This is a genomic window from Imtechella halotolerans (assembly GCF_028743515.2).
Lineage (GTDB): Bacteria > Bacteroidota > Bacteroidia > Flavobacteriales > Flavobacteriaceae > Imtechella > Imtechella halotolerans.
Window position 1 is genome coordinate 1,830,789 of record NZ_CP117969.2, and the last position, 17,110, is coordinate 1,847,898.

The 17,110-nt window shown below is 36.1% G+C and carries 12 protein-coding genes and 1 pseudogene; 6 read left to right on the forward strand and 7 right to left on the reverse strand.

Annotated features, from left to right (window positions below; translation table 11 throughout):
- Window positions 1–126 precede the first annotated feature (126 nt).
- The 4 genes from PT603_RS08270 to PT603_RS08285 form a co-directional block, all read right to left on the reverse strand.
- Window positions 127–2,064, reverse strand: a complete 1,938-nt coding sequence (locus PT603_RS08270) for an OmpA family protein (RefSeq protein ID WP_008240236.1) — start codon at window positions 2,062–2,064, stop codon at window positions 127–129.
- A gap of 27 nt (window positions 2,065–2,091) precedes the next feature.
- Window positions 2,092–3,129: a PorP/SprF family type IX secretion system membrane protein gene (locus PT603_RS08275; RefSeq protein ID WP_309258592.1), complete on the reverse strand. Its 1,038-nt coding sequence runs from the start codon at window positions 3,127–3,129 to the stop codon at window positions 2,092–2,094.
- Window positions 3,130–3,131: 2 nt separating this feature from the next.
- Window positions 3,132–9,401, reverse strand: coding sequence for a CLIPPER-2 domain-containing protein (locus PT603_RS08280; RefSeq protein ID WP_309258593.1), 6,270 nt, complete (start codon window positions 9,399–9,401; stop codon window positions 3,132–3,134).
- 314 nt (window positions 9,402–9,715) lie between these two features.
- Window positions 9,716–11,263 carry a helix-turn-helix domain-containing protein gene (locus tag PT603_RS08285; protein WP_008240586.1) on the reverse strand — a complete coding sequence of 516 codons (1,548 nt, stop codon included), beginning with the start codon at window positions 11,261–11,263 and terminating at the stop codon, window positions 9,716–9,718.
- Between the two features lie 266 nt (window positions 11,264–11,529).
- Here PT603_RS08285 and PT603_RS08290 point away from each other — a divergent pair, with 266 nt between their 5' ends.
- The 5 genes from PT603_RS08290 (at window position 11,530) to PT603_RS08310 (ending at window position 15,251) form a co-directional block, all read left to right on the forward strand.
- On the forward strand, window positions 11,530–12,024 hold the full coding sequence (locus PT603_RS08290; RefSeq protein ID WP_008240583.1) for a MepB family protein: 495 nt from the start codon (window positions 11,530–11,532) through the stop codon (window positions 12,022–12,024).
- 148 nt (window positions 12,025–12,172) lie between these two features.
- On the forward strand, window positions 12,173–12,499 hold the full coding sequence (locus PT603_RS08295; RefSeq protein ID WP_008241586.1) for an ArsR/SmtB family transcription factor: 327 nt from the start codon (window positions 12,173–12,175) through the stop codon (window positions 12,497–12,499).
- Between the two features lie 41 nt (window positions 12,500–12,540).
- On the forward strand, window positions 12,541–13,380 hold the full coding sequence (locus PT603_RS08300) for an arsenite methyltransferase (protein WP_008241584.1): 840 nt from the start codon (window positions 12,541–12,543) through the stop codon (window positions 13,378–13,380).
- Between the two features lie 16 nt (window positions 13,381–13,396).
- Entirely contained in the window at window positions 13,397–14,023 is a 627-nt protein-coding gene (locus PT603_RS08305; RefSeq protein ID WP_008241582.1) for a low molecular weight phosphatase family protein, read from the forward strand.
- A gap of 250 nt (window positions 14,024–14,273) precedes the next feature.
- On the forward strand, window positions 14,274–15,251 hold the full coding sequence (locus PT603_RS08310) for a helix-turn-helix transcriptional regulator (protein ID WP_008241579.1): 978 nt from the start codon (window positions 14,274–14,276) through the stop codon (window positions 15,249–15,251).
- 16 nt (window positions 15,252–15,267) lie between these two features.
- On the opposite strand, the gene PT603_RS08315 is transcribed toward PT603_RS08310, so the two are convergent.
- The 3 genes and pseudogenes from PT603_RS08315 to PT603_RS08320 all read right to left on the reverse strand — a co-directional run bounded on the left by PT603_RS08315 (window position 15,268) and on the right by PT603_RS08320 (window position 16,572).
- Window positions 15,268–15,738 carry a DinB family protein gene (locus PT603_RS08315; protein ID WP_008241576.1) on the reverse strand — a complete coding sequence of 157 codons (471 nt, stop codon included), beginning with the start codon at window positions 15,736–15,738 and terminating at the stop codon, window positions 15,268–15,270.
- Between the two features lie 153 nt (window positions 15,739–15,891).
- Window positions 15,892–16,356, reverse strand: a pseudogene (locus tag PT603_RS13760) (DDE-type integrase/transposase/recombinase).
- On the reverse strand, window positions 16,357–16,572 hold the full coding sequence (locus PT603_RS08320; RefSeq protein ID WP_008241561.1) for an IS6 family transposase: 216 nt from the start codon (window positions 16,570–16,572) through the stop codon (window positions 16,357–16,359). It abuts the pseudogene before it with no gap.
- Window positions 16,573–16,969: 397 nt separating this feature from the next.
- Between PT603_RS08320 and PT603_RS08325 the strand changes: the two genes are divergently transcribed.
- The gene (locus PT603_RS08325) at window positions 16,970–17,104 is read left to right on the forward strand and encodes a hypothetical protein (protein WP_262489177.1); all 135 of its coding nucleotides are present in this window, start codon (window positions 16,970–16,972) and stop codon (window positions 17,102–17,104) included.
- Window positions 17,105–17,110: the final 6 nt, after the last annotated feature.

Below are 17,110 nucleotides of genomic sequence, written 5' to 3' on the forward strand. Positions count from 1 at the left end.
AACTAAAATTAATAATGGAATCTATAACAACATTTTAGACTGCTTAAAAGGAACTCCAAAACATAGAAAGCCCGTTCAAATAGAACGAGCTTTCCTAGCTATAAAAGAAATAGTAATTATTTCAAACTAAAAAGATAAAACCTTTACTTCAGTTCTTCTATTTTTTTGATGAGCATCTTTTGAACATGGAACATTATTATCGCATTCATTCAGCAATTGGGTCTCACCATAACCTTTAGCCTCCATACGATCACGCTCAATTCCTCTGGAAACTAAATAATCCACTGCAGACTTAGCTCTTCTTTCAGATAGTACCCTATTATAATTATCACTACCCCTACTATCAGTATGTGATGAAAGTTCTATGGTCAAAGTTGGATTATCACGCATAATTCTCACAAGCTCGTTTAAAATTAATGCCGCATCGCTACGAATATTGTGTTTATCAAAATCATAGTGAATATCTTCCAATACAAACTTTTTCCCCACTTCAAATAATGGAATTAGATGCAAATTGACACGCAGAGTATCTGATTTGATACTATTATTTGTACTAATCGAAACAGAATCTGAATAGAATCCTCCCTTTTGAGCTAAAACCTTATAGGACACATTGGGCTCTATTTCAAATTCAAACATTCCATTGGTTACACTTTGTTTCTTTGCCAATAGAGTTCTATTTTCATCAAAAAGGCTAAGGTTAACTTCACTTAATGGGATTGTATTTCCTTCTCCATTAAAGGTAATTCCCTCTAATAGAACAACTATTTTTGGCTTGGTATAATTAAAGGCATAAATATCATCATTGCCGGCCCCTCCACTTCGATTCGAAGTAAAAAATCCCGAAATTTGATTTTCTTGTTCCTTATTTATAACAAATGCAAAGTCATCTCCACCACTATTCATAGGATACTTCAGATTTTCAGGTTGAGTCCAATTCTCCTTTTGACCTTTTGATTTAAAAATATCCAGACCACCCATTCCAATAAAACCGTCACTAGCGTAGTATAAGGTTCCATCTGGAGCTAGTGATGGAAACATTTCATCGTGTATACTATTAATAGCATTCCCAGCATTACGTGGTATCCCCCAGCTTCCATCAGACTGTTTTTCACTGAACCAAATGTCAGTCCCTCCTTTACCACCTGGCATATCAGAAGCGAAATACAACAATTGCTCATCAGGACTTAATACAGCATGCCCAATTGAATACTCCTTTACATTATTGTAAGCAAAGGATATGGATTCCCAACCTTGATCCGACTTGGTGTATATAAACAACTCCAAACGATTTGTATGGAATCTTTTCTTCCCTTCCTTTACCCTTTCACCATCCTTACCTGCATAAGTACGTGTTACAAAAAATTCTTTTCCAGCCTTATCGCTACTTACTGGTCCCACATGATATTTTTTATCCTCATTAAATTCTTCCAGTATAACCGAATTTTGAAGCCCTTCTACATTATGATCTGCTTTATAAACCTTTAAAAAAGATTTACCAGTCCAACTTAGATGTGGAGTTTTACTCCCTTTAGAGACTTCTCCTGTGTAATACACATGGTTACCTATTGGAAAGGCCGCAAATTCGGAAAATCCGGTATTAACCTCCTTTTCATTCTTTATATTAAAAGGTTGCGGATTAGCCATCCATGCTATAGCAGCATTACATCCTTGTATTTCAAGTGCTACCTCTTCATATCTACCTGTTTTTTCAGCATATTGCTGTAATATACTCTTTGCCTCTTCATAACTAGATATTTGTTTTAAAGAAGCGGCATAAAAACGTAAATTTTCTGGCTCACTTTCAGGGTGATTAACAACTCTAGAATACCAATTGGATGACAACTCATATTCATTAATCTGGTAAAAACTATATGCTAAACGCTCCATATCATGTAATTGGGGCGTCTTCGTGTCAACCAACTTTTGATATAACATAACCGCTCTTGCATACTGATAACTCTCAAAATAAGCATCAGCCTTCTCTCGATTACTCAGTTGCTCCTGACCAAAAACTGGCAGCATACTTAGAATTAATATAATGATCGTACTGTATATTTTCATTTTATCTTTCTTTTAGAAATTCGTTAATTAGAAGAATCTTGGACTTAACAATCGTTTACTTCTAAGAGGAAAGGTATAACCCAGGGTTATTTCATGAGTCCCTTTCTCTACATCACTTAAAGAATTTAGCATATGGTCATATGAATACCCTACACGAAATCTTTCGGTAACATACAATTGCATTATCCCTGATAAGGCATTGGTGGTATCCAATTTGTCAACCGAAAAATCTTTGTAATTCTTATCCCAAACATTAACACCAGTACGGTAACTTGCACCAAACCAAAAACGTTGATTAAAAATTAACATTCCATTGATATCTAAACTCGTTGGTCCTTTAAAATCTTCTTTAACCAATAAGCTCGGTCTCAATTTAAGTGTTGGGGATAAATCGAAAACAGCACCAGTAATAAAATATAAATGTCTACGATGTTTTACTTCATAATAGCTGTCATCAGTTCCAAAAATAGAATTTTCATCATTCTCTAAAAGATTCATTACAGAGAGTCCTGCATACCATTTAGGATTATAATAATAAACACCTGCACGCAAATTCCATTTCCAAACTTTTTCGTCACCATATAAATTAGAATCTGTACCATCAACAGGGGAAAATTTGGTTTCATCCAAACCATAGTGAGAAATTCCCGCTCCAATTCCGAAACTTAACCTTTCCGTATCTTCATCATTCAATCGAAGACGATAGGCATAATTCATATACATTGATGTTGCTTTTTGCGGGCCCAACTCATCCGCTGTTACCTGCAATCCTACCCCAACATTTCGTGAATATGGAGATACAATTCCATCAATTGAAAACTGGCCAGTTTGAGGAGCTCCTTGTAGACCTGCCCATTGCTTTCTTAAGGCCATCTGAGCAAACCATTCCTCTTTATATCCAGCATAAGCCGGGTTTACGCTTAATGTATTAAATATATACTGTGTAAACTGTATTTCCTGCTGAGCTTTGAGCTCTGATGATATAAAAATCACCAAGAGCACAAACAAATAATATACTTTTTTCATTCTTCTAAACACTACTTTAATATCAGTTAAAAATGACATCATTAACGCTTTATAAAAATCCATCCTTGATATGTCTCTACACCCCCATTGACATTGGTTAGTTTTACCAAATAATAATAGGTCCCTTCATTTAATCCTTCTCCATTAAAGGTGTTATCATATTTAGAATTACGATAAACCTCATTCCCCCATCTATTATAGATCAATACTTCAGCACTCGTATAGCTTTGCAATCCTATAATTTCAAATGTATCATTCTTAGTATCGCCATTTGGAGTAATCACGTTAGGAATAAATAAACCTGGAATTGTTATTGTTACAGTTGCTACATTAGTCCATTTACCATTACCATCTTGAACTCTATAAGTAAATGCATCTGTTCCTGAGTACTTCACATCTAATCTTGGTTCATAAAGCACAGTACCATCTGGCATAATAGTTATTGTCCCATGAATAGGATAACTAATTATTTCAATACTACTATAGTCAAAACCTACATCATTAGCTTCATCATTATCCAAAATAGAAATAATCACTGGTTGTTTCATTCCAGTTGTCACTGAGTCATCTTCAGCTAAAGGAATAGTTGATTCAATAACTGTTATTGTTGGTTCATCATTATCAATATCAGTTCCTGAAAAATCAATCACTGGGTTACCTTCAGGATCTGACCCTTCAGCAGTTGCCTGATTCACAACTACTCCTGCATCTATATCAGACTGAGTGATCGTATAGGTGGCACTAAAGGTCGTGGTGTCCTCGGCTCCAGGGGCTAGGATTGCAATACTACCGGATACAGCTACCAATGGATCAGTAATCGTGATGTCTGTCAAGCTTACATTTCCGGTATTGCGAACAGTAAACGCATAACTGATGGTCTCATCTACATCTGCGTAGCCATTGTTGTTCGTGTCGTTCAAAGTAGCTGTCTTTAACAAACTTATAGAGCCTCTCTGTGGAAGGGTCGTCGTTGTCTTATCATCAGGGTCTCCATCATTATCTGGATCTACATCCGTACTGTCGGTTGGATCATCTGAGGTGTCACTAACATCTACATCATTTGGATCCTTTCCTGTAGCGGTGGCTTGGTTCTCTACTACTCCTGCATCTATATCAGACTGAGTGATCGTATAGGTGGCACTAAAGGTCGTGGTGTCCTCGGCTCCAGGGGCTAGGATTGCAATACTACCGGATACAGCTACCAATGGATCAGTAATCGTGATGTCTGTCAAGCTTACATTTCCGGTATTGCGAACAGTAAACGCATAACTGATGGTCTCATCTACATCTGCGTAGCCATTGTTGTTCGTGTCGTTCAAAGTAGCTGTCTTTAACAAACTTATAGAGCCTCTCTGTGGAAAGGTCGTCGTTGTCTTATCATCAGGGTCTCCATCATTATCTGGATCTACATCCGTACTGTCGGTTGGATCATCTGAGGTGTCACTAACATCTACATCATTTGGATCCTTTCCTGTAGCGGTGGCTTGGTTCTCTACTACTCCTGCATCTATATCAGACTGAGTGATCGTATAGGTGGCACTAAAGGTCGTGGTGTCCTCGGCTCCAGGGGCTAGGATTGCAATACTACCGGATACAGCTACCAATGGATCAGTAATCGTGATGTCTGTCAAGCTTACATTTCCGGTATTGCGAACAGTAAACGCATAACTGATGGTCTCATCTACATCTGCGTAGCCATTGTTGTTCGTGTCGTTTAAAGTAGCTGTCTTTAACAAACTTATAGAGCCTCTCTGTGGAAGGGTCGTCGTTGTCTTATCATCAGGGTCTCCATCATTATCTGGATCTACATCCGTACTGTCGGTTGGATCATCTGAGGTGTCACTAACATCTACATCATTTGGATCCTTTCCTGTAGCGGTGGCTTGGTTCTCTACTACTCCTGCATCTATATCAGACTGAGTGATCGTATAGGTGGCACTAAAGGTCGTGGTGTCCTCGGCTCCAGGGGCTAGGATTGCAATACTACCGGATACAGCTACCAATGGATCAGTAATCGTGATGTCTGTCAAGCTTACATTTCCGGTATTGCGAACAGTAAACGCATAACTGATGGTCTCATCTACATCTGCGTAGCCATTGTTGTTCGTGTCGTTTAAAGTAGCTGTCTTTAACAAACTTATAGAGCCTCTCTGTGGAAGGGTCGTCGTTGTCTTATCATCAGGGTCTCCATCATTATCTGGATCTACATCCGTACTGTCGGTTGGATCATCTGAGGTGTCACTAACATCTACATCATTTGGATCCTTTCCTGTAGCGGTGGCTTGGTTCTCTACTACTCCTGCATCTATATCAGACTGAGTGATCGTATAGGTGGCACTAAAGGTCGTGGTGTCCTCGGCTCCAGGGGCTAGGATTGCAATACTACCGGATACAGCTACCAATGGATCAGTAATCGTGATGTCTGTCAAGCTTACATTTCCGGTATTGCGAACAGTAAACGCATAACTGATGGTCTCATCTACATCTGCGTAGCCATTGTTGTTCGTGTCGTTTAAAGTAGCTGTCTTTAACAAACTTATAGAGCCTCTCTGTGGAAGGGTCGTCGTTGTCTTATCATCAGGGTCTCCATCATTATCTGGATCTACATCCGTACTGTCGGTTGGATCATCTGAGGTGTCACTAACATCTACATCATTTGGATCCTTTCCTGTAGCGGTGGCTTGGTTCTCTACTACTCCTGCATCTATATCAGACTGAGTGATCGTATAGGTGGCACTAAAGGTCGTGGTGTCCTCGGCTCCAGGGGCTAGGATTGCAATACTACCGGATACAGCTACCAATGGATCAGTAATCGTGATGTCTGTCAAGCTTACATTTCCGGTATTGCGAACAGTAAACGCATAACTGATGGTCTCATCTACATCTGCGTAGCCATTGTTGTTCGTGTCGTTTAAAGTAGCTGTCTTTAACAAACTTATAGAGCCTCTCTGTGGAAGGGTCGTCGTTGTCTTATCATCAGGGTCTCCATCATTATCTGGATCTACATCCGTACTGTCGGTTGGATCATCTGAGGTGTCACTAACATCTACATCATTTGGATCCTTTCCTGTAGCGGTGGCTTGGTTCTCTACTACTCCTGCATCTATATCAGACTGAGTGATCGTATAGGTGGCACTAAAGGTCGTGGTGTCCTCGGCTCCAGGGGCTAGGATTGCAATACTACCGGATACAGCTACCAATGGATCAGTAATCGTGATGTCTGTCAAGCTTACATTTCCGGTATTGCGAACAGTAAACGCATAACTGATGGTCTCATCTACATCTGCGTAGCCATTGTTGTTCGTGTCGTTTAAAGTAGCTGTCTTTAACAAACTTATAGAGCCTCTCTGTGGAAGGGTCGTCGTTGTCTTATCATCAGGGTCTCCATCATTATCTGGATCTACATCCGTACTGTCGGTTGGATCATCTGAGGTGTCACTAACATCTACATCATTTGGATCCTTTCCTGTAGCGGTGGCTTGGTTCTCTACTACTCCTGCATCTATATCAGACTGAGTGATCGTATAGGTGGCACTAAAGGTCGTGGTGTCCTCGGCTCCAGGGGCTAGGATTGCAATACTACCGGATACAGCTACCAATGGATCAGTAATCGTGATGTCTGTCAAGCTTACATTTCCGGTATTGCGAACAGTAAACGCATAACTGATGGTCTCATCTACATCTGCGTAGCCATTGTTGTTCGTGTCGTTTAAAGTAGCTGTCTTTAACAAACTTATAGAGCCTCTCTGTGGAAGGGTCGTCGTTGTCTTATCATCAGGGTCTCCATCATTATCTGGATCTACATCCGTACTGTCGGTTGGATCATCTGAGGTGTCACTAACATCTACATCATTTGGATCCTTTCCTGTAGCGGTGGCTTGGTTCTCTACTACTCCTGCATCTATATCAGACTGAGTGATCGTATAGGTGGCACTAAAGGTCGTGGTGTCCTCGGCTCCAGGGGCTAGGATTGCAATACTACCGGATACAGCTACCAATGGATCAGTAATCGTGATGTCTGTCAAGCTTACATTTCCGGTATTGCGAACAGTAAACGCATAACTGATGGTCTCATCTACATCTGCGTAGCCATTGTTGTTCGTATCGTTTAAAGTAGCTGTCTTTAATAGACTTATACCACCTAGACAAGAAATTATTCTCTTACCACTTCCATATCCGGTCATAGTTGTAACACCAACAACAGACTGACTTCCAATAACAGTATTTGGTGTAGTAGCATTCCAAGAAATGGTATTAAATGAATTGCCATTAAATAATTCTAAAGGAAATAATGCCCCCCCTGAAGTTTTACTTCCATACATTGAAACCACGCCAGAAGGACTTATTACCACTCGAATAAGAGGTGCCGCGTTTGTCCCTGTCATTTCCCAAATTTTTCCAGAAGTATTAGCTTCATATTGATCCCCATCTTGGAAACGAACATTAATCCCTGAAGTCTCAGCTGACTGAAACTCTAGTTCTTGAGTAGCAATATTAACTCCATTAATATTTAAATTAAATGAGTTGTCTAAAGTGTAAATATCAAATTGAAACCCATAATTTGTTCCTGGTTGATCAAATGTTACACTTTGTCCATCACTAAGTAAAAAGTTTTCCCCCTCAACATCTTCAGTACAAACATTTCCAATCTGAACCTTTATTTCTGCTAGATTTGAGGTGGCACCATCATTATCCTTTATCGTATAATAAATAATTGAAGTCCCAGTAAATCCACTTTCAGGTGTAAAAACAACATTCCCATTAGAATCTACAACATAACTTCCTTCCCCTGAAACTGCAAAAAATGTTTGTTGACCTATGGTAGAGGGATCTAAATCCACAGTTGACACAACTATTACACCATCACTATCAGTATCATTAGTGGTCACATTAAAGGAAATTGGAATATCTTGTTCTGTTACAGCAAAATCATCATTAGCTACTGGAGGAATAGGCCCATAATAAAATGTTGCCTGCGCAGGCGAAGAAGTGTAATCACCAGCTGTAAAAGTTGCACTATTGGTATAACTTCCCTCAGCAATACCAGCTGGAATTGCTACTTTATACACCAAATTTAAAGTTCCATTGGCTGGAATTAAAAACTCGGTATACGGATACACATTTGAGTCAGTACCACCCTCGAAAACCAACTCACCCATTTTTCCAATGGAAGGAAGGACAGAGGCATTGCTAGTGGTAACATCACTTGATATATCTAAACCATTAAAACTCAATTGTGATGGTAATATATCGGTAATTTTATCAATTGAGGCTGGTATTGAGGAACCATTTTCTATCCTAATCGTATAAGTCACTTCTGCCGGGACAGTCGTAATATTATTTACAGATACCGTCTTTGTAATAGATAAATTATTGACTGTAGTTGGAAAGCTCCCAAAAAAAGTTGGATCATCAAAATTACCTGTATATTTAAGCTGCGTTCCTGAATCCCCATAAGCGTATGGACTAGCAATAGTATTAGCACCAATACATTTATTTTTGATATAATATCGGACTGTTACTAAATTTCCTGAACCAGTAATAGCATTATCCAAATAAAACACCATCTCATCAGTTGTACCAACTGCAACATCTGGAATATCAGAACCAACTATCTCTAAACCAATTAATTGAAAGCAACCAGCATCATAATCGGTATTACCCGCTGGCTGAAAAGAAATAAGACCTCCTGCAGAAGTACTCCCAAAACTATAGATAACTTCATATGAAGTCACCTGACCTACCCCTGAAGAGTTCAAACTTACCCCATTAAGAATCCCTGTCGCATTCGCACTAGGCCCTTTTACAGTGCTTAAAACATCGCTTTGCGTTGAAATAACCTGATTGTCAACATCAGTCAAGGTAATATTAATAGTTCCAGGCTGTACTGTACAAGGATATGAAATATACCAAAATAAGGTTGCGCATTCTCCAGGTTGTAATACCCCTAATGATTGAGATGCAGCTTGTCCTCCAGCTAAATTATAACCCGTACCTGAAATAGAAAAGGTTGCATCCAAAGCAGTTGTGGGTGATGCTGTATTATTACAAAACTGATATGCCACATAGGTCGCAAGCGGTCCTTCAGATGGAACAGCACATGCCTTGTTACTATCTATTATTAAAGTATTAGATGACTTAAGGGTAATCGTTTGGCTGTTTGCCTTAGTCAATCCTCCCAGGAATACTCCAATCATTAATAAAGTTACTGGCAGGTTAAAACCAATTTTAATCAATCTATTATTAATTGGGATTTTCAAGGAATACAAAAAATCCATCTTTAACAATAAAGCGTAAAGTTGTTTCATCATTTATATTAATCTTAAGTTGTTTAAAATGCCGGATGACTTGGGGGGAGGGGTAATTTCGGCTGCAATAATACCGTTTAACCTTAAAAGGAAAAAACAAAACAAAAGTAATCTTACTGTAAGATTGACAAATATAAAGACTATCCATTTTCGGGCATATGAACACCCTAACTGTCTCGTCTTCACATTAGCGATTATTTAAGCACTTAATCGGATATATTCAAAATATAATTACAACTAAAACTCTCATATAAAAAAGTTAAAAAAGAATGAAGTAGTCTTGAAGTAGGTTGACTAATTACATTTTGTAATAAATATTACTTAGGAAGTTTTTTAATAAAAGATGATGGGGTAAAGCCAGTCTCTTTTTTAAAGATAGCTGCAAACTTACTATGAGACGAGAATCCACATTCGGAAGACAAATAACTAATTTTATAATGTAAATAAGCGGGATCATTTTTCATTTTTTCAATTATATAAGAAATCCGTAATTGATTAATATAGTTATTAAAATCCTTTTTTTTGTGCTTATTAATTACCCAAGATAAGTATTTTGGGTTGATCTTAAATTTAGCTGAAAGCTCCGTCAAAGTGAGTCCAGCATCAGTAAATTCATTACTATTCTCAAATTCTTGCAACATATCTATAATCGTCTTTTCTGTTTCTTCAGGCATAAAACGATCCATAGATTCATTGGTACTCTGCTTTAAACTTTCATTTTCGGAAACAACTAGATCTTTTACAACTACTTTTTGCCCTTTAATCTGTTTAACCTTAGACGGATTTCTCTTAACAATTAATAGATACAAAACACTACCCACGAACAAGATTGCTATACCCGAAATAATTATATAAACAAAAGAAAAACCTCCTCGTTGTTTTTCAACAAATCGATTGAACTCTGAATTTGCGACAGACTTTACTGCTTTTAAATTATCATCTTTAGCAGCAACATATTTTTTATGATATATGGCATAATTCTCCACATCCCTTATTTCACCATAATATCTTGATAAATCTCTATAAACCAATTCCAACAATGCAGCATACTGTGTAGATTCGGCTATTTTAAGGGATTTTATTAGATATAAGTTTGCTACATCGTATTCTTTACTTTCAAGAGAAATCAACCCCTTTCCATGGTAAACAATACCCTCCCATTGTGAATTTAAAACACCAGATTTAGCGAGTAAATTCAATGATTCATCATAATAGTACTTAGCTGAATCATATTGTCTAAGAAAAAGAAAACTTCTTCCTAGCATTTCAGAGTTTATTCCCAAGGAAAGATCCCTATAGGAAGCATCCTTCTGAGATTCAAAAAAGATATTAGCATGTTTCAGTAATTCAATTGATTCACCATATTTTTTTTCCCCTATGGCATAATATGCCTTTTCTTGAAAAATGATTCCCATATAGCTATCATAGGAACTTTCATCGGTAAACTTGTCACTTATAGCAACTGATTTTTGAAGATAAGTTTTCCCATGATCTGCTAATCCAACTATTCTATACTGAGTAGCCAAAAAACCATAAACCCTTGCCATCCATTGATAATTAAGATTAGCACTAGCCAATTCTTCAGCCTTCAAAGCATATTCAATCGCTTCGTTTCGCCTTCCTTGTTTCTCAAGTAAATCAGCCAAAAGCATTAATGATTTCACTTTTTGAATTTCGGTTTTGGAGCCTCTATATAATGAATCAGCAACCTTCTCAGCCCTTGTCATATCTAGTGCTGAAATCCTTACAGCAACATCATAAAAAATAGAATCAAATTCCTTCTTTTGTCTAATACCAACCTCTTGGGCTAAAAAAAAGAAAATAAAAAATGGGTACAGTACTATAAAAAGCTTTGAGATATACATTCAATTACTAATGAAGATTTGCTTTTGATTAGACCCGCAAAAGTATGAAAAGTCACAAATTTAGAGGATTTTTATTACAAAAAAGTCAAAGACATTCAACACATTTAACATCTAATAGATCAATTTAATCGACACAATTACTCTAAACCTCTCTCACGGATCTAGTTTAAATACCATAAATTTGCTTCAATACTCATTCTATAACAACCATAGTTAGTAAACCAAATAGGCCCCAACAAACAATCTTGACTAGATCTCTTAATCAAATGAATTTTTTACTAGACCATATAAAAGTTAACATCTATGACAGATGCGAACTACAAGTTTCAAATTATCGATTAGAATCAGAAAGTAAGGAATATGCAGCATGTAGATTTGATTTGAATGGGCTTCATATTATTAGTCGAAATTCAAAGATAACTACTAAAAAAACGGGGCAATTTGTAACATTCTGGCAGCGAAATGGAAAAGGCACAATAGCTCCTTTCCACCAATATGACTATTTTAATTTCTTTATAGTCAACGTCCAAAATGACGATAGAATTGGTCAATTTGTATTCCCAAAAACAGTTTTAATTAAGAATGGAATAATTTCAAGCGATAAAAAAGAAGGCAAAAGAGGTTTTCGTATTTATCCAATTTGGGATAATCCCGACAACAAACAGGCTAAAGCCGCCCAGCTTTGGCAACTTAATCATTTTTATGAAATTAAAGATATACTTGATTTTAATAAAATAAAAGAGCTCTATAATACTTATTAAAACGTAAGTACTTCTAAAAAAAAGTATTTGTAATTAAAATTACAGTACATACAATACATTTTTTTTTCAATTTTAGATCAAAATAACATTTTACATATAGTGTTTTTCAAAATGTTTATCGTAATATTGCAATATTAAATATCTAAAAATGGGAGCAACTAAAACAGAACACTTTACAGAGCAACAGAATAGAATGGCGTCGATTGCAAAAGCCTTAGGTCATCCTGCACGGATAGCAATCATTGAATACCTTTTAAAGGTAAACGCTTGTATTTGTAGTGACATTGTGGAAGAGCTTCCTCTGGCACAACCAACCATATCGCAACACCTCAAGGAGTTAAAAAATGCTGGATTAATTAAAGGAGAAGTTGAAGGAAATGCGATATGTTATTGCGTTAACCCCGAAACATTTGAAATATTAAAGGGCTATTTTAACAACATAATCAATACCGTATCCAACAATAAATGTTGTTAGCAACATACTAAACTCACCATACACTTAAAATAATTAATACGATGAACACAGAACAAGAAATAAAAGAAATGGTAAGGCAGAAATATAGCGAAATAGCCTTACAAGATAAAGAAACTAACACTGCCTCTTGTTGTGGCGCTGGTGGATGTACTACTGAAGTTTATAATATTATGAGTGAAGATTATGACGAACTTAGCGGATATAACCCAGAAGCAGATTTAGGGTTAGGTTGCGGTCTTCCTACCCAATTTGCTAAAATCAATAAAGGAAATACGGTAATTGATTTAGGAAGTGGTGCAGGAAACGATTGCTTTATTGCAAGGGCTGAAACAGGTGATACTGGCAAAGTTATCGGCATTGACTTTACAGAAGCAATGATTGACAAAGCACGTTCCAATGCTGAAAAATTAGGTTATAATAACGTAGAGTTTAGAAAAGGAGATATAGAAAGAATGCCTGTAACAGCAAATATAGCTGATGTAATTGTCAGCAACTGCGTATTGAATTTAGTTCCTAACAAACAAGCAGTCTTTTCCGAAATGTTTAGAGTTCTTAAACCTGGAGGCCATTTCAGTATCTCTGATATTGTAGTCACCGGACAACTTCCTTCCGAACTTCAAAATGCTGCAGAAATGTATGCAGGCTGTGTTGCGGGTGCCATCGATAAAGAACTATATCTTTCCTTTATATCAAAGGCTGGATTCACCAATGTTGTCATACAAAAAGACAAACCTATTAATGTTCCATCTGACATACTTAAAAACTATTTATCGGAACAAGATATTACTAAATACCTATCAAAAGACAGCATCATTCGAAGTATTACAGTATATGCTGAAAAACCAATAACGGAATGTAGCCCGGGTTCAGGTTGCTGTTAACTACAAAATAATTCTTATGTATCAAAAGCTGATCGAAACTATCGAAAATAGTGTACTCACCAAATTGGTAAATGAAGACCGAAAAATTGTACTTCATCCACTAATCGACTATATTCAAGATAAAATTAATGCTCAGGAGCACATACTTCTTAACTTTATCTGTACACATAATTCTAGAAGAAGTCATTTATCTCAGATATGGGCCCAAACAGCTGCAGCCTACTATAATATTGCAAATGTGCATTGCTATTCAGGAGGAACTGAAGCGACTGAATTATTTCCGAAGGTTGCGGAAATTTTGAAAAATCAAGGTTTAAATATTTTTAAAATAGCTGAAAGTTCCAATCCTATATATGCCATAAAATACAGTATTAACGCGCCTGCAATTATAGGTTTTTCAAAGTCCTTTGATAATCCATTTAATCCATCAGGAAGTTTTGGTGCTGTAATGACCTGTTCTCAGGCAGATGAAGGTTGCCCTTATATTGCTGGAGCGGAAAAAAGGATACCTGTTCGATATGAAGATCCAAAATCATCGGACAAAACACCTCAACAGAATGAAATATATACTCAGCGAAGTTTGCAAATCGCCTCTGAAATGTTCTATGTTTTTTCATCCTTGATAAATAAGCGTCCAAATTAGGGCGCTTATTAAAATATAAATTTTTGCCATCCACAATATTCATTCTAACTTTTAGACCCCAATAGAATTGCTTTTTGATAGTTTATTTTAGGTTAAAAACAACAAGGACTTCTGTAATATATTTACTATATTTTTTTTAAATTTATCGTACTACATAGAAAACAAAGGTTTTTTTAGTTTACAAACTACAACCACCTCCCCTACATGAAGGTTCAGGTAGATTATTCAAACATTTGCTAGTGCTTTTATTATGGATATAAAGAAAAGATTTGACCGCATTCTAAGTGTATTCATTCACTTACAATCTAAGCCAATAGTAACAGCCCAAGAACTAGCCGAACGTTTTAATGTTAGTCTACGAACTATATATAGAGACATTAGATCCTTAGAACAGGCTGGTGTACCCTTGTATAGCGAATCTGGAATAGGATACTCTATCGTTGATGGCTATAAGATTCCACCCACCTTATTTACCCAAGAAGAGGCTCTGAGTTTTGTTGCTGCAGAAAAAATAATGAATGTCTACGTAGATAAGGAATTGGGCGAACACTTTTCATCAGCCCTATTTAAAATGAAATCGGTATTACGTTCTTCACAAAAAAAAGAAGTATCACATATTTCTCCTTCTGTTTTAATGAGATATGACAAAAATGTATTTAATAAAAAAGTCCCTTCTGCATTATCAACACTATTCAAAAGCATTTCAACAAAACACCAAATCATTCTTGAATATAAAAATAATAGTGAAAATTCAGTATCTCAACGCATTGTTGAACCAATAGGGGTTTTTCTTGAAAACAATTACTGGTATCTCATAGCCTATTGCCATTTAAGGGATGGCTATAGACAATTTAGGGCAGATAGAATTCAATCCATAAAATTATTGGATATTGAATTTACACTTAAACATGAAAATCTGGAGGCCTATTTACCATCAAAAACTAATGACAAAAATGTATCAGTACGCATTTTAGTAGAAAAATCAATAGCTTCCTATCTTGTATGGGATAGAAATTATTATGGTTTTGTAGAAGAAATTAATTGTGGAGACAAGGTTGAAATGCGATTTATGATGAATAGTTTAAACAATGGATTTGCACGTTGGTATTTAATGTTTGCCGATAAAGCTGATATTATTGAACCCGATGAGCTCCATTCTCAAGTGCTGCATTTACTAGAAAAAAGTAGAACTAGAATAAATGAAAAAAAAGTCCCTTCAAACAAATGAAAGGACTTTATATTACTTAAAGGGTCTCCCAAAAAAACGGAGGCTGTATATCTAAAGCTCTTAAATAGACGTATGCCTGCCCTCTATGATGTATTTCGTTATCTATGAAATAGAAAATATGTTGCTTGATTTGAAAATTATACTCCCCAAAAAGTACGAACTCCTTTTGGAAATCTGATTCCGGAATTTGAACAAATAGCTCATTAATTGCCAATGTATCTTCATCCCATCGTTTAAGTAATTCCTCCTTTGTCTTAAAAGTTGGCTTTTCATCAAACTTCATAGACTTATTCATCACTATAGACTTCAAAGATGGTGTTGCAATGGCTATAAATTCTGCACACATTTGTGAAAACGGACGCATGCCTCCTATAGAGAATTCAAACAAGTCCTTTTCTGGGAATACTTCAATTACTTTGCGGGTCAATCGGCGTTGAGCTTGCCAATACTCTAACAGTTCGTTTTTTGATAGAATTTCATTTTTCATGATTGATACTTTTTATTTGATAAGTCAAATGTAGAAGCGAACTTTGACAACAGTATGTCAACAAGTGCTCCAACCAAGAAAAATAAAAATAACTACGAATGAGATCCATTTTGGGTTGTGTCGTATTAAACCATTGGAATTCAAGATATCTTTTCAAATTTGCACATTAAGCGGCCAATGAAAAAAAGTTTTAAACACCGTCGATTTAGAATCAATGATCTGAACCTTTCTAATTATATGTACCACCTCCATGCCGGCCAATGTCATTTGAGCGGACTCAAATTCCTTAAATCCACTACTAATAGTGATACGCCGTTTGATAGTTCGGTGTTCTTGCTCTACTAGATTGTTCAGGTACTTACATTGATGAACTTTTATCTTTTTCACTTTACAACTTCGTTTGTTCCATGTTTTTATACCAGAGGTGTAAGCACCACCTTTATGGATATATATTACCTTGGGTTTACCATTATTCAATATCCCTCTATTGAGAAACTTCTAGTGCGAACCCTTCATACTGCATTTTGTTAACAAAAAATCAACGGTATTACCACATTTATCCACCGCTCTATATAAATAGCGATCCATCCCTCCTACCTTGACATAGGTTTCATCCATTTACCAACTATGACTAACACTAGGTATTCTTTTATGCATATTGCTCTCTAACTCTTTCGAAATCTTGTAAACCCATCGCTGAATCATAGAATGATCTACTATTACGCCTCTTAGTGCCATTAATTCTTCCACATTCCAATAGCCTAAAGTGAATCGCATTTTAAAATAAACCGCTTGTAAAATCACAACTCTTGGATAACGATGATGCTTGATCATAAAATATCTCTTTAGTAACTCCTAAAAAAGTACTTTTATAAATCTTCAACATTTAATGCTACAGAACCAAAGCAAGAGTTAATGAAATTTCCATTCGATAATGTTGGTAAAAAAATCGAACATTAACTTCTATATTCAAATATTAAGCATAGTCTCATATTAAATAAATCAAAAATTACTGTAATATTTTATAAGATTATTTGTATTAAAAAAAATATATTATTATGTTAGTTACTATTAAACAAACATATACATGTATGTAACCATAAATTCAATTACAAAAAGCTTTCCCAAATGATTTGAATTAAATTTTATAAAATATCAAAATATTATTGCGCAATAGTAGGTGGAAGCTGAAAAACCTTAAAGAGTAGGCAATAATTTACAACTTTTAATTATGAAATTGGAACGCTTACGTTCAAAGAAGTATGCAAAAGTTGAAAACTTGCAACAAATTGTAGGCGGTGATGAGCCAATGTGGTCCCTTGTGATGACTGCTCCAAATCATTTTACGGATGATCTATACGAATAGGATCCC

Coding starts and splice junctions, on each gene's coding strand:
- PT603_RS08270 (WP_008240236.1), bottom strand. CDS start 2,064: ATGAAAATATACAGTACGATCATTATATTAATTCTAAGTATGCTGCCA.
- PT603_RS08300 (WP_008241584.1), top strand. CDS start 12,541: ATGAACACAGAACAAGAAATAAAAGAAATGGTAAGGCAGAAATATAGC.
- PT603_RS08280 (WP_309258593.1), bottom strand. CDS start 9,401: ATGATGAAACAACTTTACGCTTTATTGTTAAAGATGGATTTTTTGTAT.
- PT603_RS08285 (WP_008240586.1), bottom strand. CDS start 11,263: ATGTATATCTCAAAGCTTTTTATAGTACTGTACCCATTTTTTATTTTC.
- PT603_RS08310 (WP_008241579.1), top strand. CDS start 14,274: ATGGATATAAAGAAAAGATTTGACCGCATTCTAAGTGTATTCATTCAC.
- PT603_RS08295 (WP_008241586.1), top strand. CDS start 12,173: ATGGGAGCAACTAAAACAGAACACTTTACAGAGCAACAGAATAGAATG.
- PT603_RS08290 (WP_008240583.1), top strand. CDS start 11,530: ATGAATTTTTTACTAGACCATATAAAAGTTAACATCTATGACAGATGC.
- PT603_RS08305 (WP_008241582.1), top strand. CDS start 13,397: ATGTATCAAAAGCTGATCGAAACTATCGAAAATAGTGTACTCACCAAA.
- PT603_RS08325 (WP_262489177.1), top strand. CDS start 16,970: ATGAAATTGGAACGCTTACGTTCAAAGAAGTATGCAAAAGTTGAAAAC.
- PT603_RS08320 (WP_008241561.1), bottom strand. CDS start 16,572: ATGATCAAGCATCATCGTTATCCAAGAGTTGTGATTTTACAAGCGGTT.
- PT603_RS08275 (WP_309258592.1), bottom strand. CDS start 3,129: ATGTCATTTTTAACTGATATTAAAGTAGTGTTTAGAAGAATGAAAAAA.
- PT603_RS08315 (WP_008241576.1), bottom strand. CDS start 15,738: ATGAAAAATGAAATTCTATCAAAAAACGAACTGTTAGAGTATTGGCAA.